Below are 19,298 nucleotides of genomic sequence, written 5' to 3'. Positions count from 1 at the left end.
GCGCCGCCGCGATCCGGATCGCCGAGGTGCTCGCCGAGCGGCACCTCGTCGACGGCCGGCTGCGGCGCGTCTCCCGGGGCGGTGTGGTGGGCGAGCCGGCGGGGGTGCTGGAGGACTACGGCTGCGTGGCGGAGGCGTTCTGCGCCGTGCACCAGCTCACCGGCGAGGGGCGGTGGCTGGAGCTGGCCGGTCGGCTGCTCGACGTCGCACTGGAGCGGTTCGCCGCCGGTGACGGCGGGTTCTTCGACACCGCCGACGACGCCGAGCAGCTGGTCACCCGGCCAGCGGACCCGACCGACAACGCCACCCCGTCCGGCCGCTCGGCGATCGCCGCCGCGCTGGTGGCGTACGCCGCGCTGACCGGCGAGACCCGGTACCGGGAGGCGGCCGACGCCGCCCTCGCCACCGTCTCCCCGATCGTCGCCCCGCACGCCCGCTTCACCGGGTACGCGGCGACCGTCGGAGAGGCCCTGCTCTCCGGGCCGTACGAGATCGCCGTCGTCACCGACCAGCCGGCCGGCGAGCCGCTGCTCGCGGCGGCGCACCGGCACGCCCCGCCCGGCGCGGTGATCGTGGCGGGTCGGCCCGACCAGCCCGGGGTGCCGCTGCTCGCGGACCGGCCGATGATCGACGGGCGGCCCACCGCGTACGCCTGTCGGGGTTTCGTGTGCGAGCGCCCGGTCACGGAGGTGGACGACCTGGTCGGCCAGCTCGGCCGGCGCTGAGCCCGCCACGGACGGACGTGTGATTCGCCATCCGGCGACGGTGTCGACCAGCGGCCCCGATAGGCTGGCGCCGCTATGGATTCCCGTACCGGTCTGCCCGTTGTCGGCATGGTGGGTGGCGGCCAGCTGGCCCGGATGACCCACCAGGCCGCGATCGCCCTCGGCCAGTCACTGCGCGTGCTCGCGCTCGCCCCCGACGACGGCGCCGCGCTGGTCGCCGCCGACGTCCAGTACGGCGACCACACCGACCTCGCGGCGCTGCGCACCTTCGCGAAGGGCTGTGACGTGGTCACCTTCGACCACGAGCACGTGCCGAACGAGCACGTCCGCACCCTCGCGGCGGAGGGCGCGACGCTCTACCCGCCGGCCGACGCGCTGCGCTACGCGCAGGACAAGCGGGCGATGCGGGAGCGGCTCACGGAGCTCGGCGCCCCGGTGCCGGCCTGGCGGCCGGTGGGCACGCCGGACGACCTCGTGACGTTCGGTGCCGAGGTCGGCTGGCCGGTGGTGCTGAAGGCGGCGCGCGGCGGCTACGACGGTCGGGGCGTCTGGATGGTGACCGACGCCGCGCACGCCGCGGAACTCGCCGCCACGTTGCTCGCCGGAGGCACCGAACTCATCGTCGAGGAGCGGGTCCCGCTCCGCCGGGAACTCGCCGTGCAGGTGGCCCGTTCTCCGTTCGGTCAGGTCGCCGCGTATCCGGTGGTCGAGACCGTGCAGGTGGACGGCATCTGCGTGGAGGTCCTGGCCCCGGCGCCGGACCTGCCCGAGGAGCTGGCGCTCGGCGCCCAGCAGCTCGCCATCGACCTGGCCACGTCACTCGGCGTGGTGGGTCTGCTGGCGGTCGAGCTGTTCGAGGTGGTGGACGCCGCCGGCCGCCCGGCGATCGTCGTCAACGAGCTGGCGATGCGCCCGCACAACTCCGGGCACTGGACCATCGAGGGTGCGCGGACGTCGCAGTTCGAGCAGCACCTGCGGGCGGTGCTCGACTACCCGATGGGGGACACCTCGCTCGCCGCGCCGGTCGTGGTGATGGCGAACGTGCTCGGCGGCGAGCCCGGCGGAATGTCGATCGACGAGCGGCTGCACCACCTCTTCGCCGCCGAACCGGGCGCGAAGGTGCACCTCTACGGCAAGCAGGTCCGGCCGGGCCGCAAGATCGGGCACGTCACGGTGCTCGGCGACGACCTGGACGACGTACGGGCGCGGGCGGCGCGGGCCGCCCGCTGGCTGCGGGAGGGGCAGGAGTGACCACGGTCGGGCTGATCATGGGCAGTGACTCGGACTGGCCGACCATGAAGGCCGCCGCCGAGGTCCTCGACGACTTCGCGGTGCCCTACGAGGTAAGCGTGGTCTCCGCGCACCGCACCCCGGTGAAGATGATCGAGTACGGCCAGACCGCGGTCGAGCGGGGCCTCAAGGTGATCATCGCGGGGGCGGGCGGCGCAGCCGCTCTGCCCGGTATGGTCGCCTCGGTCACCCCGTTGCCGGTGATCGGCGTGCCGGTGCCCCTCAAGCACCTGGACGGCATGGACTCGCTGCTGTCCATCGTGCAGATGCCGGCCGGCATCCCGGTCGCCACGGTCTCGATCGGCAATGCCCGCAACGCCGGCCTGCTCGCCGTCCGGATCCTCGGCGCCGCCGACCCGGAGCTGCGCGCCCGGATGGCGACGTTCCAGGAGGACCTGGAGCAGATGATCAACGAGAAGGACGCGGCGCTGCGCGCCGCCGTGGCTTCGCCGGCCTGATCGACGCTCTCGGTCCGCCGCGACCTCTTCCCCCTGATCGGCGCTCTCGGCTCGCGCTGTCGCGCGACCCCTTCCCCCTGATCGGCGCTCTCGGCTCGCGCTGTCGCGCGACCCCTTCCCCCTGATCGACCGGCTCTCGGCGTACGTTCCCCACCGCGTCGCTCTCCACCGAGCCGGGAATTCCTGATCACCCGGTCAGTTCCGCTGGCCCACCCGGGGCCACTCTCCGTGTTCACCAGGAGAGAAACGACTCTCGCTTGCGCGTCCTTTGCTCTGCACCCGTATCTGCGCCACGTGCGGACAGTGACGAGGGGTGCGGCCGAGGCTGGACGAGGCTCGCGGGTTTCCCCTGGTAGGGAGGGGTGGTGCACACAGGGGTGCAGAGCAAAGGAGAGCAGGTGGGGTGGGCCCGCTCGCCACGCGGTCACGTTCCGTGATGAGGGCGGGATGTAACGATGAGTGAAACTCTGGGGCACGGCCGGCCCGGTCAGCGCATGCCGCGCAGCGCCGTCTGGAGGCGCTCCTGGGCGCGGCGGCGGCGTTCGTTGCTCGCACCGAGCACGAGCAGCAGGATGCCGATGGGGATCAGCGCCAGCCACGGCCCGAAGGCGAAGAGCGCGTGGATGGCGGTGATCGCCGTGACCGTCGCGCCGACGATCACCGGCGCCTGCTGCCGGCTCGACGAACCGAAGATCAGCACCGCGACGGCGCCGAGCAGCAGCAACACCTGCCGCAGCGTCGTCGACCCGGTGGCGAGCACGATGGCCAGGCTCGGCAGGAACGCGGTGACGAGCGCCGGGCCGTACGCCACCCAGCTGCTGAGATCCGGCCGATGGCGGAGTTCGAGCACGCCCACGAGCAGAGCCAGCGCCGCGAACGGCAGTGTGTACGCCTCGGGCAGCGCCACGTCGGCGACCCGCATGAGGATCCACCAGGCGGTGATCTCGCAGATCACGACCGCCCAGAACAGGACGCGACGCTCCACCGGCCGGCGGTTGGGCCGCGTCGCCGCCACCCCGAGCACCGCGCCCCACGCGGCCAGCAGCGCGGCGATGTGCCGGGGCGAGTCGAACGCCAGCGCCAGCGCGATCAGGGCGGCGGCGTGCCCGCTCCACTCCACGGTGGCCGCCTCGCGCTGCGCCTCCGGCCGGCGCAGGCGCGGCAGCAGGGCGGCGAAAACCTGTAGCGCGGCACCGACGGCGAGGACCCCGAACGCGGACCAGACCGCGGCGAACCCGGCGACCAGGCCGGCGGTCAGCACGAAGAGTTGCGCCATCAGTGAGGCGAAGAGCCAGCCCAGGATCCGCGCCCGCTGCGTCGTGCCGAAGAGCGCCGCGACGGTGCCGACACCGACGGCGCCGCCCAGCGTGAAGAGGGTCAGCTCCCGGGTGGCCAGGCTGCCGGCGAGCCCGGCGCCGCCGGCGGCCAGACCGATGAGGAAGACCAGGACGCGGGCCAACCGCAGCGACCGAGCCGGCTCCACCAGCGGTGGGGGCGGCGTCAGGGCCAGCCCGAGCATCGAGATCGTGAACACCGCCAGCGCGGCGAGGACACTGGCCGGCCAGCCGTTGCCCAACGCGGTCGGCGTGATGAGCAGCGTGACCGCCGCGCCGGGCAGCACCACCGGCACCGCCCGCGTACGCCGGCCGCCGCTGAAGCCGGTGGCCGCGAGGGCGGCCGTCGCGGTCAGCAGGAGCGCGGTCAGCACGTGCGTCGGGTCGACCGCCCCGGGCGCCGGGGTCAGCAGCTCCGGCGGTGGTCCCTCCCAGACACGGGCCAGCGTCCGATGTGGCTCCACGAGAGCCACTTCCAACGCCCGCGCGATCGAGGCGAGCGCAAGGATGGTGGGCAGGACCGCCGCGGCCAGCGCACCGGCGGCCGGGCTGACGCGCCAGCGACGCTGGTCCGGGTCGTCCGGCAACCGGCGGAGCGCCCCGTCCAGCAGCACCGACCAGCGGCGGACCGGCTGGGCCGCGCCGGCCGGCGGAACCGTGGCGCCACGGACCAGCTCGGCCAGCACGCCGAGCAGCGCCGCGGCGGCGGCGTACACGCCGACGGCGAGGCCCGTGGGGAAGGCGGCCAAGGCGCTGATCGTGGCACCGCCGGCCACCGCCACGCTCGCCCAGGGCAGGTACTGGGGGATCCGGCGGCGGGCGGCGGCCACGGCCGCCAGCCCGAGACTGGACGCCGCCAGCGCGGCGGTCAGCACCACCTGTGCCGAGTGGCCGAACTCGGCGGACAGCGCGGCCAGCGCGCCGGGGAGCGCGAGCAGCGCCGCCCCGGCCGCCGCGCCACCGATCTGCGCCAGGTGCGGCGGCATGCCCTCGGTCTCGACGTCGTCCACCAGCGTGCCGGAGAGGTTGCGGGCCAGCGCCGCAACGACGAGACCGATCAGCGCGATGCTGCCCAGCGCGAGCGCGGTCGTCCACGGACGGACGAGGCCGGCGCCCGCCGCGTGCAGGGCCACCACCCCGGCGACGGTGGCCCGGGACAGCGCGGCGCGCGGCTCGACGGCCGCCACGGCGGCCATGGCGAAGACCGTGGCGACCATCGCGCCGACCAGGATCGGCGACCACCAGGGCAGCGCGAACGCGGCCGGCGTCCCGATCGTCGCCAGGACGACCGCAGCGCCGGAGACGTCGTACTTCCAGGGCGGTGGCAGCAGGATCGCGGCCGCCAGGGCGAGCAGCACCAGGGCGACCGGCGCTTGCCAGCTGGAGCCGCCGGTCGGCGCCGCCGGCCAGCCGGAGAGGTCACCGGCCCAGATCGGGCCGGGCGTGGCCAGCACGCCGACGCCGCCGCGCAGGGCGGTCCAGCCGGCCACCAGACCGATCAGCAGGCCGCCCACGGCCATGCCGAGGATCGGCCCTCGCCGCCACTCCTCCGGCAGCGCGCGGGCGGCCACGGCCACCACGAGCACCAGGCCGGCGGCGACCGCGAGCTGGCCGCCCGGGGCGAGGACCGCCGCGATGCGGACCAGCGTGGCGATCAGCGCGGCGGTGACCGCGGCGGCCGCGAGGTCCGACCCGTCGAGGGTGAGATCGGAACGGCGCCCGGCGTCGATCGACGGGGCCAGGAAGAGCAGCACGGCGGCGACCAGCAGCAGCGCGCCGACCCAGGCGTCGGCCACGGTGGCGCCGGGCGCGCCGAAGGCGGCGGCGGTCACCACCAGCGCGCCGAGCCCCGTGCCGACCGCCAGCGGTGCGGGGATGTGCCGCTGGGACACCTGCACGATCGCCGCGTAGCCGAGGGTCACGCAGACCGCCAGGAAGGCCGCCGCGAGCACCGGCACCGTCGCCTCGCGCAGGCTCGCCGGCGTGGGCGTCGCGCCGGTCGGCACGGTGGCGGCGACGAAGGCGGCCACGGCGCCGGGCAGGGCGAACGCCGCGCCGCCGGCGGCCCAGGCGGAGACCAGGTCAGCCGGCGCAGGGGCGATCCGGACCCGGGGCGCCACCGCGACGAGGACACCCGCCACGAAGAGCACGATCAGCACCGCCGCCGTGAGCGCCGGCCGGGCCAGCGCGGCACCCGCCCCGAAGAGGCCGACCGCCGCCGCGGCCACCGAGTGCGCCTGCGCGGCCCGCGGGGTGCGGGCGGAGAGCCCCGTGGCCCCGATGCCCACGGCGGCCAGCACCATCGGCCACGGCGCGGCCGCCCAGCCCAGGCCGAGCGAGGCGGGTACGGCCAGCGCCGTCAGCGCCGCCCCGGCCACGGCGAACTCCCGGCGGATGTCGGCCGGCAGCGCCAGCACCGCGGCGATCGTGAGCAGGAAGGCGCTCGCGGCCAGCTGCCAGGCGGTCGGACCGACCGCGGCGGCCAGCTCGGCGGCGTACCCGTCAAGGTCGGCGGCCCACGCGGGGAGCGCGGCGCGTACGGGGGCCACGCCGGCGCGCAGCGCGCCCCCGGCCACGACCATCCCGCTCACGGTGAGCGCCACCGCGGAGGCGAGCTGAGGGCCGCGCCGGGCGGCCTCCGGCACGGCGCGGACGGCCAGGCCGGTGACCGCGATGACCGCCGCGATCAGCAGCAGCGCCCGACCCGGCAGCGCCACCGAGGCGACGCGGCTCAGCGCACCGATGACGGCGAGGGTGAGGATGCCGGCGCCGACGTCGGGCAGGGGTGGACGGCGCAGCGCCAGAGTGCCGGCCAGGCTCGCGGTGGCGGCGAGCAGCAGCACCAGTCCGGCGCCGACCGCGGCCGGTACCGTAGCGGCGCGCAGCAGGGCGGTGACCGCGTACGCCAGGGCGATCGCGACGGCGATCCCGTGCAGCAGCCAGGTCAGCTCCCGCAACCCGGGCACCGGTCGGGCGGGGGCGTCGACCGCCACGGCCTCGGGCGGTGACACCACCTCCCCGGCTTCCTCCGGGGCCCCCTCCGGGCGGGTGTCGCCGGACCGTTGCCGCGGCGCGGTCGGCGTGGTCGGAGGCTCCGACGGCGGCTCGGGCAGGTCGCGGCGGACGGGCCGTTCCACGACGACGCCGGAGCGGGCCAGCCAGAGGTCGAGCAGGGCGACCGCGGTGAGCGCCAGCGCCCAGCCGACGGGCCCGCTGATCCGGTCGTACGCCAGCAGTGGCACCACGGGTTGGGCGGCGAGCACGGTGGCGAACCGGGGTGCGCGCAGCCCGGTCCAGGCGGCGTAACCGACCGAGACGCCGGCGGTGGCCGCGAAGATCAGGCCGGCGAAGACCGCGCCGGATGCGCCGCCGTTGCCGATCCGGTCCACGGCCCAGAGGGCGTACCCGGCGAGCGGCACCAGCAGCAGGCCGACCGCGGCGATCGTCTCGGCGGTGGAGGTGAGCCCGCGTCGGGCGAGGAACGGCGGCGCGAGGAGCAGCAGCACGGTGGCGACGAGCAGGATGCCGAGCCGGGCGAGGGCGTCCATGGAGCTGGTCGCCACGGCGGCGAACACCACCGCGGCCACCCCGAGCAGCAGGGCGCCGAGCCCGAGCGGGATGTTCTGCACCTCGCGCGAGGACGCCTCCGGCGGGTGCTCCGGGTTGTCGGCGTCGAGCCAGGTGGCGGTGGGCGGTGGTGGTGGCGGCTCGCTGGCGCCGGGTGGGGTGCCCTGCCGGGGAACCCGGGGCGGGGCGCCGGTGGTGGCGGTCGGGGGACGGCGGCCGGGGCGGCGACGCAGCACCCGGCGTGGCCGGGTGGCCTGCTTGAGTCGCTCCTCACCGGCGTGCGCGAGGATGTCCCGTTGGAAGAGCGCGGCCTGCATCTTCGCGGCGATCTGCCGCTGCTCGCGGGCGATGGCGGCGTCGCGCGCCTTCATCTCCGCGATGGAGCGCTCGATCTCCGCCAGGTGCTCGACCCACTGTGGCTGTTCGGCACCGCAGTGCGGGCAACGGACGGCCGGCTTGATGTCCCGGCCGCACGAGGAGCACTGAAAGCTCGCCACGACACCCCTCCACCCGCACTGTGGACTCCCACTGTCGCAGCATGCCCAAATCCGGCGCGTTTTTCGACAGTTGTCGGCGGGTCCAGGACCAACGAGTCGGCTCCGCAAAGGAAACGGCCGGCCGCGGAACAGGTCCGCGGCCGGCCGTGGTGGCTCGTCCGGGTCAGGGTCGGCCGAGGCCGCGGTACTCCCAGCCGGCCTGCGTCCACAGTGCCGGGTCGAGGCAGTTCCGCCCGTCGACGACCTTCCGGCCGGCGGCCAGCTCGCCCAGCGCCACCGGGTCGGCGTTGCGGAAGTCGGCCCACTCGGTGAGGACGCAGACCAGGTCCGCGCCGGTCACCGCGTCGACGATGCTGGCCTCGTAGGTGAGTTCCGGCATCGCCCGGCGGGCGTTCCCCATGCCCTCGGGGTCGTAGACGTGCACGTCGGCGCCGGCCTTGTGCAGCAGGCCGGCGACGGCGAGCGCCGGCGCGTCGCGTACGTCGTCGGTGTTGGGCTTGAACGTGGCGCCGAGAACGGCGATCCGGGTGCCGGAGAGGTCCGGGCCGGCCGGGCCGGAGCGGCGGCCGAGCAGCTCCGCGGCGAGTTGCAGCACACGGGTGCGGCGGCGCAGGTTGATGAGGTCGACCTCGTGCAGGAAGCGCAGCGCCTCGCCCGCGCCCAGCTCCTGGGCCCGGGCCTGGAAGGCGCGGATGTCCTTGGGCAGGCACGCGCCGCCGAAACCGAGGCCGGCCTGGAGGAACCGGTTGCCGATCCGCGGGTCGAAGCCGATCGCCCGGGCGAGCTGGGTGACGTCGCCGCCGGCGACCTCGCAGACCTCGGCCATGGCGTTGATGAACGAGATCTTGGTGGCCAGGAAGGCGTTCGCGGCGACCTTGACCAGCTCGGCGGTGGCGAAGTCGGTGACGACCAGCGGGACCTCGCGGTCCTCGGTGGCGGCCAGGTCGAAGACGCCCTTGTGGGCGGCGTAGAGCATGCCGTTGGCCCACTCGCTCTTCACGCCGACGACGATCCGGTTGGGGCGCAGCACGTCGTCGACGGCGAAGCCCTCCTGGAGGAACTCGGGGCTCCACGCCACCTCGACGCCGAGGTCGGCCGGGGTGTGCTTGCCGACCAGCTGCTCCACCCACTCGGCGGTGCCGACCGGCACGGTGGACTTGCCGACGATCAGCGCCTTGCGGGTCAGGTGCTGGGCGAGGCTGGTCACCGACGCCTCGACGTACGACAGGTCGGCACCCATGCCGTCGGCCCGCTGCGGGGTGCCGACGCAGATGAAGTGGACGTCGCCGAAGTCGGCGGTCTCCGCGATGTCGGTGCTGAACCGCAGTCGACCGGCGGCGAGGTTCCGCTTGAGCAGCTCGTCGAGGCCGGGCTCGTGGATCGGCACCTCACCGGCGTTCAGCTTGGCGATCTTGTCGGCGTCCACGTCGAAGCCGAGCACCTCGTAGCCCAGTTCCGCGTAGCAGATCGCGTAGGTCGCGCCGAGATAGCCGGTGCCGAGGAACGTCACGCGGGGTCGGGAGGCACCCGACGGCGGCGTGACCGCGGTGATGGGAGGCACCGGCTGGCTGTTGGGGTACGGGGTCGTCACGCCTGATTTCTCCGCTCGCACTGGGCGGCGCACCGTCGCGTCGCGTACTGCTGCGGCGCCTGGCTGGGCACCGAGGGGAATCCGTTGTTCTTCTATGGTCACCCGGCGACGTTGGCGTTCGTCGAGAACTAGCCTACGCCGCGGTAACTTGTAGCTAAACCTTGTCGCTATCCTTCAGTCTGCGCGGTGACCGGTCAGGAGACCGTACAGACTGCGCATGATAGCGGTGAAGGGGAGGGGCCGGCATGCCCGCTGAGGAGTCGTTCGACGTCTACCGTCTGCCGGAGGAGCACGAGGCGATCCGGGAAGCGGTTCGTGAGGTCTGCGCGGCGAAGGTCGCCCCGCACGCCGCGGAGGCGGACGAGACCGGCGAGTTTCCGAAGGCGTCCTACGACGCCCTGCGCGCCGCGGACTTCCACGCGCCGCACATCCCCGTCGAGTACGGCGGCGCCGGCGCGGACGCCCTGGCCACCGCCATCGTGATCGAGGAGGTGGCCCGGGCCTGCGCCGCCTCGTCCCTGATCCCGGCCGTGAACAAGCTCGGCACCATGCCGCTGCTGCTGGCCGGCTCCGAGGAGCTCAAGCGCCGGTACCTGACCCCGGTGGCCGCGGGTGACGCGATGTTCTCGTACTGCCTCTCCGAGCCGGAGGCCGGCAGCGACGCGGCGTCGATGACCACCCGGGCGGTGCGTGACGGGGACCACTGGGTGCTCAACGGTGTGAAGCGGTGGATCACGAACGCCGGTGTCTCCGAGTACTACACGGTCTTCGCGGTGACCGACCCGTCCGCCCGGTCGAAGGGCATCTCCGCCTTCGTGGTGGAGAAGTCGGACGCGGGGGTCAGCTTCGGGGCGCCGGAGAAGAAGCTCGGCATCAAGGGCTCGCCGACCCGCGAGGTCTACCTGGACAACGTGCGGATTCCGGCGGACCGGATGATCGGCGCGGAGGGGACGGGCTTCGCCACGGCGATGCGGACCCTCGACCACACCCGGGTGACGATCGCCGCGCAGGCCGTCGGCATCGCCCAGGGCGCGCTGGACTACGCGAAGGGCTACGTCCAGGAGCGCCGGCAGTTCGGCAAGGCCGTCGCGGAGTTCCAGGGAATCCAGTTCATGCTCGCCGACATGGGCATGAAGCTGGAGGCGGCCCGGCAGTTGACGTACACCGCGGCCGGCAAGTCCGAGCGTGGTGACGCGGATCTCACCTACTTCGGCGCGGCGGCCAAGTGCTTCGCCTCGGACGCGGCCATGGAGATCACCACGGACGCGGTGCAGCTCCTCGGCGGCTACGGCTACACCAAGGACTACCCGGTCGAGCGGATGATGCGGGACGCCAAGATCACTCAGATCTACGAGGGCACCAACCAGGTGCAGCGCATCGTCATGGCCCGTCAGCTGCTGCGCGGCTGACGCGGCACACGGCATCGGCGCGGTCCGTCACGGCGGGATCCGCGCGCTGGTCGGGGGCGGGCCGGGGTGACCCGGCCCGCCCGCGGTCTCAGCGGATGCCGCTGCTCTCCTCCGGCTTGCGCGGCGGCGCCGACCACGGCGACTCGCCGGCGGTGCGCCGGGGCAGCGGTTCGGTGGGCGTGGAGTCGGGGTACGCCAGCGTGATCGGGGCGGTCGTCTCCTGGTCGGCCGAGCTGGCCGGCGGCCAGTCGGTCAGGGTGTCGTCGGTCTTGCCGTTCCCGGTCGCCTCCGCCACCGCCGCCGGCTCCGGTGCCGGGGCCGGCCAGCGGCGCCAGCGCTGCACGCTGAACGTCGCCATGATCAACAGCAGGCCGATCAGGAACAGGGTGCCGTTCTCCACCGGAAGTTGAAGCGGCAGCGGATCGCCGAACACCTTCCAGCCGTCGGGGATGCGGTCGCGCACCTCGAACGGCGCGACGAACATCCCGACGTACGGGGTGACCAGCAGCAGCCCGGCCACCAGCGGGCCGAGCGGCGAGATGCGCAGCGTGCCGAGCAGGCCCAGGAGGACGCCGCCGACACCGAGGTAGACGGCCGGTTCGATCAGGTTGGCGGTGTTGAACTTTCCGATCTCCGCCCAACGGCTGACCGTGCCGCCCGACCCGTCCTGCCCGAGCGTGACCAGCACCCACGTGACAGGCGCCACCACCAACCCGGCGAGGAAGCTCCAGAGATGTCGCATCCGCGCACCGTACCGTTTTCGTCATGACCGAGCACCCCTCGACCTCACCGGCGGGAAAGCCGACCTCCTACTCCCGGGTCACGCTGAGCCGCATCATGACCGCCGTCGACGTCAACCTCTACGGCACCGTGCACGGCGGCGTGCTGATGAAGTTCGTCGACGACGTGGCGGGGGCGGCGGCGGCCCGGCACAGCGGCGGGACGGCGGTTACGGCGGCGATCGACGAGATCGTCTTCTCCGAGCCGGTGCGGGTCGGCGACCTGGTGCACGCCCACGCCCAGGTCAACTGGACCGGCCACAGCTCGATGGAGGTCGGTGTGCGGGTCGTCGCCGAGCGGTGGGACTCGGCCGAGGACCAGCCGATCCGGGTGGCCACGGCGTACCTGGTGTTCGTCAGCGTCGACGTGGGCGGCTCGCCACGCCCGGTCCGGCCGGTGCTGCCGGAGACGCCGGAGGACGAGCGGCGTTACCGGGAGGCGGAGATCCGTCGGGCACACCGGCTGGCCCGCCGCCGCGCCATCCAGGCGCACCGCGCGGGCTGAACCCCACACAGGAGGCCTGGTCGGCATGTGGGCCGGCCATGCCCCCTCCGGGCCGGCGGGTGCGGACAATGGCGCTTCGAGGTAGGGCAAGATGGCGCCACGGCCCATCGCACAGTGTCGTGTCCGGGGCCGGGGGAGGGTGGAGCAGTGGGTGACGTGCTGTGGACGCCGCCGGCGGACGTACGCGAGCGGTCCCGGATCGGGAACTACCTGCGCTGGCTGCGGGAGCACCGCGGCCTCGACTTCGCCGACTACGACGCGCTGTGGCGGTGGTCGGTCACCGACCTGGAGGCCTTCTGGCGCTCGATCTGGGACCACTTCGAGGTGGTGGCGCACACCCCGGCGACCGCCACGCTGGCGGACCGGGCGATGCCGGGGGCGCGCTGGTTCCCCGGCGCGACGCTCAACTACGCCGAGAACGTGCTGCGGATGCCCGGGCGGGCCGACGACGACCCGGTGGTGATCGCGCACGGCCAGACCCGGCCGCCGGTCACGCTGACCGCCGCCGAGCTGCGCGATCAGGTCCGCCGGGTGGCGGCCGGGCTGCGCCGGCTGGGTGTCACGGCCGGTGACCGGGTGGCGGCGTACGCGCCGAACATCCCGGAGACGTACGTGCTGCTGCTCGCTACGAGCAGCATCGGCGCCATCTTCTCCTCCTGCGCGCCCGAGTTCGGCACCCGCAGCGTCACCGACCGCTGGCAGCAGATCGAGCCGACGGTGCTGGTGGCCGTCGACGGCTACCGGTACGGCGGGAAGGCCGTGGACCGGCGGGCCGAGGTGGCGGCGATCCGCGCCGCCCTGCCGTCGCTGCGGCACACCGTCGGCATCGCGTACCTCGACGAGGCCGGGGCCGACGGTCGCGATCCGGCCTCCGCTCCCGACGGCGTGATCCCCTGGGCCGACCTGGCGGCGCCGACCGACGAGCCGCTCACCTTCACGCCGGTCGCCTTCGACCACCCGCTCTACGTGCTCTACTCGTCCGGCACCACCGGGCTGCCCAAGCCGATCGTGCACGGGCACGGGGGCATCCTGCTGGAGCACCTGAAGATGCTGGCCCTGCACCACGACCTCGGCCCGGCCGACCGGTTCTTCTGGTTCACCACGACCGGCTGGATGATGTGGAACTTCCTGGTGTCCGGCCCGGCCGTGGGCGCCACGATCGTGCTCTTCGACGGCAACCCCGGTCACCCCGATCTCGGCGCGTTGTGGCGGTTGGCCGAGGAGAGCGGCACCACGTACTTCGGCACCTCCGCGCCGTTCCTGCTGGCCTGCCGCAAGGCCGGCCTGGTGCCGAGGGAGATCGCCGACCTCTCCGCGCTGCGGGGCCTCGGCTCCACCGGCGCGCCGCTGCCCGCCGAGGGCTTCACCTGGGTGTACGAGGCGGTCGGCGATGGCCTCCAGTTGCAGTCCCTCTCCGGCGGCACCGACGTGTGCACCGGTTTCGTCGGCGGCGTGCCGCTGCTGCCCGTGCACGCCGGGGAGATCACCTGTCGGGCGCTCGGCGCCAAGGTCGAGGCGCGCTCGGCCGACGGCACGCCGGTCATCGACGAGCTGGGCGAGCTGGTGATCACCGAGCCCATGCCGAGCATGCCGGTGGGCTTCTGGAACGACCCGGACGGCTCGCGCTACCGGGAGGCGTACTTCGACGTCTACCCGGGCGTCTGGCGGCACGGCGACTGGATCACGATCAACTCGCGGGGCGGCTGCGTGATCACCGGCCGCTCCGACGCGACCCTCAACCGGGGCGGCGTACGCCTGGGCACGGCGGAGTTCTACTCCGTGGTCGAGGGGCTGGACGAGGTGGTCGACTCCGTCGTGGTGCACCTGGAGGACGACGAGGGCGGCGCTGGTGAGCTGCTGCTCTTCGTGGTGCTCGCCGAGGGCCTTGAGCTGGACGACGCCCTGCGCGCGAAGATCTGCCGCGAGCTGCGGACGGCGCTCTCGCCGCGGCACGTGCCCGACGAGATCCACCAGGTGCGGGCGGTGCCGCGCACGCTGTCGGCCAAGAAGCTCGAGGTGCCGGTCAAGAAGATCCTCACCGGCACCCCGGTCGACCGGGCCGCGGCGACGGGCGCCCTGGCGAACCCGGAGTCCCTCACCGCGTTCGCCCAACTGGCCCAGCGCCGAGCCCCCGAGGACCACCGGACCCCGGCCTGACCGACCCCGCCGCCGCCCCCGCCCCGCCGACCGGGGCGTGGGCCGGCGGGGGAGAGTTCAGGCCAGGATCCTGGTGATCTTCTCCGCGGTCTCGCGGGTGCGCAGGTGGGACGCGTCCAGGTTGCCGCAGAGCACCACGGTGGCGCCCGCGGTGAGCGGGGCGAGCAGCCAGTCCACCGGGTCGGGATGGCGGGCGGCGTCGATCAGCACCCGGTCACCCGGGGCGAGACCGAACTCCTCGGCCCGGGCGCGCGCCGCGCCGATCAGGTCCGCGTCGGCCGCGCCGCCCGGGGCGTACGGAGTGAAGTCGTCGCCGTACCCGCGTACCTCGACCACGTAGTCGACGAAGCCGGTGGGCACCTCGCGCAGCGGCAGGGCGAACGGGGCCAGCGCGAGTGCGTACCGCTCGTTCGCGGGCCAGGCGTCCGCCTCGGCCACCCGGTCGGCGGCGGCGAAGAGCACGTCGACGGGGCCCGGCGCCTCGGCCACCGTGAGCCCGGCGGACCAGCAGCCGAGCAGCACGGCGGCGGCCTGCCAGTGCGGCGGGAGGAGCACCCCGGCGGTGTCGTCGGGACCGAGCGCCATCCCGTCGACCAGCAGGTTGCCGGTCTTGGCCACCCAGTTGGCGAGGGTGGCGCCGGAGAGTTCGGTGCGTTCGCCGGTGGCGTCGTCGTACCAGGTGAGCAACGGTCGGGTCGGGTCGGGCGTGATCGCGTCGGCGAAGACCCGGGAAATGTTCTCGGCCATCGGCGCGAACGATACGCCGCCGCGGTCCGTACCTGACGGCGATGACAAGTCCGCGTACCGTCGGGTCGCAGTCACCGCCCGGGCGGGGCTCGGGCGTAGGCTTGCCACCGGAGTGTCCTTCCCCACATACCCGCCAGCAAGGAGTCGCCCCGTGACCGCCGGTCGCCCGCCCCGCGTGCTCATCGACGCCACGAGTGTCCCCGCCGACCGCGGCGGCGTCGGTAGATACGTCGATGGCCTGCTCGGCGCGTTGGGAAAGGTGTGCGGGTCGGGCCTGGAACTGGTCGTGGTGAGCCTCCGCACCGACCTGGAGCGCTACTCCCGGATGCTGCCCGACGCCGAGATCGTTCCGGCACCGGCGGCCGTGGCGCACCGGCCGGCCCGGCTCGCCTGGGAGCAGACGGGGCTGCCCCTGCTCGCCCAGCAGGTCGGGGCGCAGGTGCTGCACTCGCCCTTCTACACGTGCCCTCTGCGGGCGGGATGTCCGGTCACGGTGACCGTGCACGACGCGACGTTCTTCACCGAGCCGGAGCACTACGACAAGTCACGCCGCACGTTCTTCCGCAGCGCCATCAAGACGTCGCTGCGCCGCGCCGACCGGGTCATCGTCCCGAGCAAGGCCACGCGGGACGAGCTGATCCGCCTGCTGGACGCCGACCCGACCCGGATCGACGTCGCCTACCACGGTGTCGACCACGCCGCCTTCCACGCCCCCAGCGAGGAGGAGAAGGCGCGGGTGCGCGCCCGCCTGGGTCTGGGCAGCAGCAGCTACGTCGCCTTCCTGGGCGCCAAGGAGCCGCGCAAGAACGTGCCGAACCTGATCCGGGGCTGGGCCCGGGCGGTCGCCGACCGGCCCAACCCGCCGGCGCTCGTGATCGCCGGTGGTCAGGGGCACGACGACGACATCGACCGCGCCGTCGCCGAGGTGCCCTCGCACCTGCGCCTGCTGCGCCCCGGCTACCTGCGCTACGCGGACCTGCCCGGCTTCCTGGGCGGGGCGCTCGTCGCGGCCTACCCGTCCTACGGTGAGGGCTTCGGGCTGCCGATCCTGGAGGCGATGGCCTGCGCCGCACCGGTGCTCACGACGCCCCGGCTCTCGCTGCCGGAGGTGGGCGGTGACGCCGTGGCGTACACCAGCGAGAGCCCCGACCAGATCGCGACCGACCTGGCCGCTCTGCTCGACGACGAGCCGCGCCGGTTGACGCTGGCGAAGGCCGGGTTCGACCGGGCGAAGGAGTTCACCTGGGAGTCGTCGGCCGAGGTGCACATCGCGGCGTGGAGCCGGGCCCGGTCCTGACGACGGGGGCAACCTCCCTTCCCCACGTGCGCCCGTCGGGCATGATGTGCTGATGCTCTATGCCGTCATTCCGGCGGGTGGCAGCGGCACAAGGTTGTGGCCGCTCTCGCGTGCCGGTCACCCCAAGTTCCTCCACCCGCTCACCGGGACGTCCGCGTCGCTGCTCCAGGCGACCGTGGAGCGGCTGGCGCCGCTGACAACACCCGAGCGGACACTGGTGGTGACCGGGGCGGCGCACGTGGCCGCGGTGGCCCGGCAGCTCACCGGCCTGCCGGAGGAGAACATCCTGGTCGAGCCCTCGCCGCGCGACTCCTGCGCGGCGATCGCGCTGGCCGCCGCGGTGATCGCGCTGCGCGACCCGGACGCGGTGATGGGCTCCTTCGCCGCCGACCACCTGATCGGTGACCCGCAGCGGTGGGCCGAGACCGTACGTGAGGCGATGCGCGGCGCCGAGCAGGGCCTGCTCATGACGGTGGGCATCACCCCGACCCGGCCGGAGACCGGCTACGGCTACCTGGAGTGCGGGAACCTGATCGGTGACGGCCCGCTGCGCATGGTCGCCGAGTTCAAGGAGAAGCCGGCCTTCGACGTGGCCGAGGCGTACGTGCGCTCCGGGCGGCACCTCTGGAACGCCAGCATGTTCGTGTGGCGGGTGGACGTGTTCCTCGCCGAGCTGGCCCGCCAGCAGCCGGCGCTGCACGCCGGTGTCACGGCGATCGCGGCGGCGTGGGGCACCCCGGAGCAGGACGAGGTGCTCGGGGCGGTCTGGCCGACCCTGCCGAAGATCTCCGTCGACTACGCGGTCATGGAGGGCGCGGCGACGGCCGGGCGGGTGGCGACGGTCCCCGGCGACTTCGGCTGGAACGACGTCGGCGACTTCCACACCCTCGGCGACGTGCTGGCCGCCGACCCGGCGGGCAACGTGGTGCTCGGCGCCGCGAAGCCGGGCGTGCTGCTGCGCGACAGCAGCGGTCTGGTCGTGGTGCCGCACTCGGGGCGCCTGGTGGCCGCGCTCGGGGTGCGTGACCTCGTGGTGGTGGACACCCCGGACGCGGTGCTGGTGTGCCCGCGCGAGCGGGCCCAGGACGTCAAGGCCCTGGTCGACGAGCTCAAGGAGCGGGGCGAAGAGGGCTACGTCTGAGGGCTGCCCGGGCCGGCGCGACGAGTTGGACGGTCGCGTCGGCCAGCGGCTCGGGCAGCCGGTCGGGCGGGAACCAACCGAGCGCGGCGGACTCGTCGCTGACCCGCTCCACCGCACCCGCCGGGGCCACCACGGCGAAGCGCACGTCGTAGTGCAGCGACCCGCCCTGGCAGCCGACGGGGTGGATGTCCACGTCGATCGGCACCGGGTCGATCCGCAGACCGCGGATGCCGGATTCCTCGGTGGCCTCGCGCAGCGCCGCGCCGGCGAGGGTCCGGTCCCCGGCCTCGCAGTGACCGCCGAGCTGCACCCAGCGCCGGAGCTTGCCGTGCAGGCAGAGCAGCACCCGCGTGCCGGTGGCGTCCAGCACCAGGGCGCTCGCGGTGACGTGGCCGGGTCGGTGCGCCCGGCTCATCGCCACCGGCCCGGCGTCGAGCAGCGCCAGGGTGCGTTCCCGGGCCGCGGCTGCCCCCGGGCTGGTCGGGGTCCAGCGGCCGAGCAGGGCGGTGGCGTCCGCGTGCAGGGCCGCGAACGTGTCGTCGGTGTCCGCGGGTCGGGTCGGCCGGGGGTCGGTGGGCGCGGGCGGGGCGTCGGGCATCCCGCCACTGTACGAGCCGGCCCCGCCTACCCTGGCCGGGTGACCCTGCGACTCGTCGAGTTCGTCGTCGCCGGCAACGAGGCCAGCGACCTGCTGCCGGTCCGGTCGGCGGCGTTGCTGCGCGCCCACCATGCCCGGCGCGGCTTCTGGACGGTGCTGGACGAGGGGCCGGTGGAGCGCTGCCTCGCCCTGCTGCTGGAGCGGGAGGACGGCACCTGGGTCGCCCACCACGTGCCCGCCGACGCCGGGGCGGAGAACGGCCGGACCGAGGACGGCGAGGCCCTCGCCCACCACGACGGCTGGGTGTACGTCTTCGGCTCCCACTTCGGCTCCAAGGCGGGCCCGCTGCGGCCCCGGCGGGCGTTCGTGGCCCGCTTCCGTGAGGAGGACGCGGCTCGCGGTCCGCTGCCGGTGCACGTGGTGCGGAACCGGTTCCGGGCGCACCGGGCGATCAACGACGCGTTGGCCGGCTCGGCGCTGACCCCGCTGCCGCCCGGGGAGCGGGTCCGGGCCCGGTTCATCGTCGAGACCCTGGCGCGGGGCACCGCCCGGGCCAAGAGCTGGGTCAGCCGGTTGAGCCCGGACGACCTGCCGCTGAACGTGGAGGCGGCCGCCTTCACGGCGGCCGGGACCGTGCTGCTGGGGCTGCGTTTTCCGGTCACCGTGGACGGTGAGCCGATCCTGGTCGAGCTGGCCGACGTGCCGGCCATGTTCGACACCGAACCCGCCTGGCCGCGCCCGGTCGGTGCGTACGCCCTGACCGGGGTGACCCCGCCCGGCGCGCTGACCGGCTTCCGTGCGATCGCGCCCACCCGCGACGGCGGGTACGCGGCGGTGACCGGCTCGATCGACGCGCTCGGCAAGGGCTCGGTGCTGCTCGACGACCATCCGTTGGGTGGGGACGTCACGTCGCGCCACGTCCGGTTCCGCCTCCCCGACGCCAACAGCGTGGGGCGTGCGGGCGGGTCGACCCATCTGCTCGCCGGTGAGGTGGTCGCCGACCTGGCGCCGTTCCGCCACGTGGAGGGGCTCGCCGAGCTGGACGGGCAGTGCTTCTACGTCACCGACGAGGACCATCGGGTGGCGCTCTGGGTCGGCTGACCGGAGGCGACGGGCGGGTCACGTCGGCGGGGGAGCGGCCGGGCGGCACCCCTGCGGTGCAAGGGCCGCAGACCCTCGTGGTGCCGCCCGGTCGCCGGCCCT

13 protein-coding genes and 1 pseudogene are annotated in these 19,298 nt (G+C 74.3%); 9 read left to right on the top strand and 5 right to left on the bottom strand.

The window, feature by feature from the left end; translation table 11 throughout:
• Positions 1-14 precede the first annotated feature (14 nt).
• From SM573_RS05265 to purE, 3 genes and pseudogenes are all read left to right on the top strand, one after another.
• Positions 15-725, top strand: a pseudogene (locus SM573_RS05265) (hypothetical protein); the annotation flags it as partial.
• A gap of 75 nt (positions 726-800) precedes the next feature.
• A complete protein-coding gene (locus SM573_RS05260; protein ID WP_474615599.1) occupies positions 801-1,976 on the top strand; it encodes a 5-(carboxyamino)imidazole ribonucleotide synthase in 1,176 nt (391 codons plus the stop codon).
• Complete coding sequence (purE, locus tag SM573_RS05255; protein WP_474611785.1) at positions 1,973-2,473, top strand: 5-(carboxyamino)imidazole ribonucleotide mutase; 501 nt, start codon at positions 1,973-1,975, stop codon at positions 2,471-2,473. Before SM573_RS05260 ends, purE begins: the two co-directional genes overlap by 4 nt.
• A gap of 487 nt (positions 2,474-2,960) precedes the next feature.
• Here purE and SM573_RS05250 read toward each other — a convergent pair whose 3' ends face one another.
• Complete coding sequence (locus SM573_RS05250; protein ID WP_474615598.1) at positions 2,961-7,871, bottom strand: SCO7613 C-terminal domain-containing membrane protein; 4,911 nt, start codon at positions 7,869-7,871, stop codon at positions 2,961-2,963.
• 163 nt (positions 7,872-8,034) lie between these two features.
• A complete protein-coding gene (locus tag SM573_RS05245) occupies positions 8,035-9,462 on the bottom strand; it encodes a UDP-glucose dehydrogenase family protein (protein ID WP_474611787.1) in 1,428 nt (475 codons plus the stop codon).
• A 245-nt stretch (positions 9,463-9,707) separates the two neighbouring features.
• On the opposite strand from SM573_RS05245, the gene SM573_RS05240 reads away from it, so the two are divergent.
• Positions 9,708-10,871 (top strand): acyl-CoA dehydrogenase family protein, encoded by a 1,164-nt coding sequence (locus tag SM573_RS05240; RefSeq protein WP_474615597.1) that lies wholly within the window; start codon positions 9,708-9,710, stop codon positions 10,869-10,871.
• A gap of 88 nt (positions 10,872-10,959) precedes the next feature.
• Here the strand turns inward: SM573_RS05240 and SM573_RS05235 are convergent, their stop codons facing one another.
• Entirely contained in the window at positions 10,960-11,613 is a 654-nt protein-coding gene (locus SM573_RS05235; RefSeq protein ID WP_474615596.1) for a hypothetical protein, read from the bottom strand.
• 23 nt (positions 11,614-11,636) lie between these two features.
• Here SM573_RS05235 and SM573_RS05230 point away from each other — a divergent pair, with 23 nt between their 5' ends.
• Complete coding sequence (locus tag SM573_RS05230; RefSeq protein ID WP_474611790.1) at positions 11,637-12,155, top strand: acyl-CoA thioesterase; 519 nt, start codon at positions 11,637-11,639, stop codon at positions 12,153-12,155.
• 147 nt (positions 12,156-12,302) lie between these two features.
• Positions 12,303-14,312, top strand: coding sequence for an acetoacetate--CoA ligase (locus SM573_RS05225; protein WP_474611791.1), 2,010 nt, complete (start codon positions 12,303-12,305; stop codon positions 14,310-14,312).
• 57 nt (positions 14,313-14,369) lie between these two features.
• Here the strand turns inward: SM573_RS05225 and SM573_RS05220 are convergent, their stop codons facing one another.
• Positions 14,370-15,059 carry a TIGR03089 family protein gene (locus SM573_RS05220; protein WP_474615595.1) on the bottom strand — a complete coding sequence of 230 codons (690 nt, stop codon included), beginning with the start codon at positions 15,057-15,059 and terminating at the stop codon, positions 14,370-14,372.
• Positions 15,060-15,210: 151 nt separating this feature from the next.
• Here SM573_RS05220 and SM573_RS05215 point away from each other — a divergent pair, with 151 nt between their 5' ends.
• Together SM573_RS05215 and SM573_RS05210 are read left to right on the top strand one after the other, a co-directional pair.
• Positions 15,211-16,356 carry a glycosyltransferase family 4 protein gene (locus SM573_RS05215; protein ID WP_474611793.1) on the top strand — a complete coding sequence of 382 codons (1,146 nt, stop codon included), beginning with the start codon at positions 15,211-15,213 and terminating at the stop codon, positions 16,354-16,356.
• Positions 16,357-16,408: 52 nt separating this feature from the next.
• Positions 16,409-17,497, top strand: a complete 1,089-nt coding sequence (locus SM573_RS05210) for a mannose-1-phosphate guanylyltransferase (protein WP_474615594.1) — start codon at positions 16,409-16,411, stop codon at positions 17,495-17,497.
• Here the strand turns inward: SM573_RS05210 and SM573_RS05205 are convergent.
• On the bottom strand, positions 17,466-18,095 hold the full coding sequence (locus SM573_RS05205) for an NUDIX hydrolase (protein ID WP_474615593.1): 630 nt from the start codon (positions 18,093-18,095) through the stop codon (positions 17,466-17,468). The two genes, SM573_RS05210 and SM573_RS05205, sit on opposite strands and share 32 nt — an antisense overlap.
• Positions 18,096-18,134: 39 nt before the next feature.
• Between SM573_RS05205 and SM573_RS05200 the strand changes: the two genes are divergently transcribed.
• Positions 18,135-19,196 carry a hypothetical protein gene (locus SM573_RS05200; protein ID WP_474611796.1) on the top strand — a complete coding sequence of 354 codons (1,062 nt, stop codon included), beginning with the start codon at positions 18,135-18,137 and terminating at the stop codon, positions 19,194-19,196.
• The last annotated feature ends 102 nt before the right edge of the window (positions 19,197-19,298 follow it).

The sequence above is a fragment of the Micromonospora xinjiangensis genome (assembly GCF_056150165.1).
This window is presented reverse-complemented; position numbering and strand designations above follow the sequence as displayed.

What these genes read in the sequence shown, in the direction of transcription:
- SM573_RS05260 (WP_474615599.1), top strand. Translation starts at nt 801, where the DNA reads ATGGATTCCCGTACCGGTCTGCCCGTTGTCGGCATGGTGGGTGGCGGC.
- SM573_RS05240 (WP_474615597.1), top strand. Translation starts at nt 9,708, where the DNA reads ATGCCCGCTGAGGAGTCGTTCGACGTCTACCGTCTGCCGGAGGAGCAC.
- SM573_RS05235 (WP_474615596.1), bottom strand. Translation starts at nt 11,613, where the DNA reads ATGCGACATCTCTGGAGCTTCCTCGCCGGGTTGGTGGTGGCGCCTGTC.
- SM573_RS05230 (WP_474611790.1), top strand. Translation starts at nt 11,637, where the DNA reads ATGACCGAGCACCCCTCGACCTCACCGGCGGGAAAGCCGACCTCCTAC.
- SM573_RS05220 (WP_474615595.1), bottom strand. Translation starts at nt 15,059, where the DNA reads ATGGCCGAGAACATTTCCCGGGTCTTCGCCGACGCGATCACGCCCGAC.
- SM573_RS05210 (WP_474615594.1), top strand. Translation starts at nt 16,409, where the DNA reads ATGCTCTATGCCGTCATTCCGGCGGGTGGCAGCGGCACAAGGTTGTGG.
- SM573_RS05205 (WP_474615593.1), bottom strand. Translation starts at nt 18,095, where the DNA reads ATGCCCGACGCCCCGCCCGCGCCCACCGACCCCCGGCCGACCCGACCC.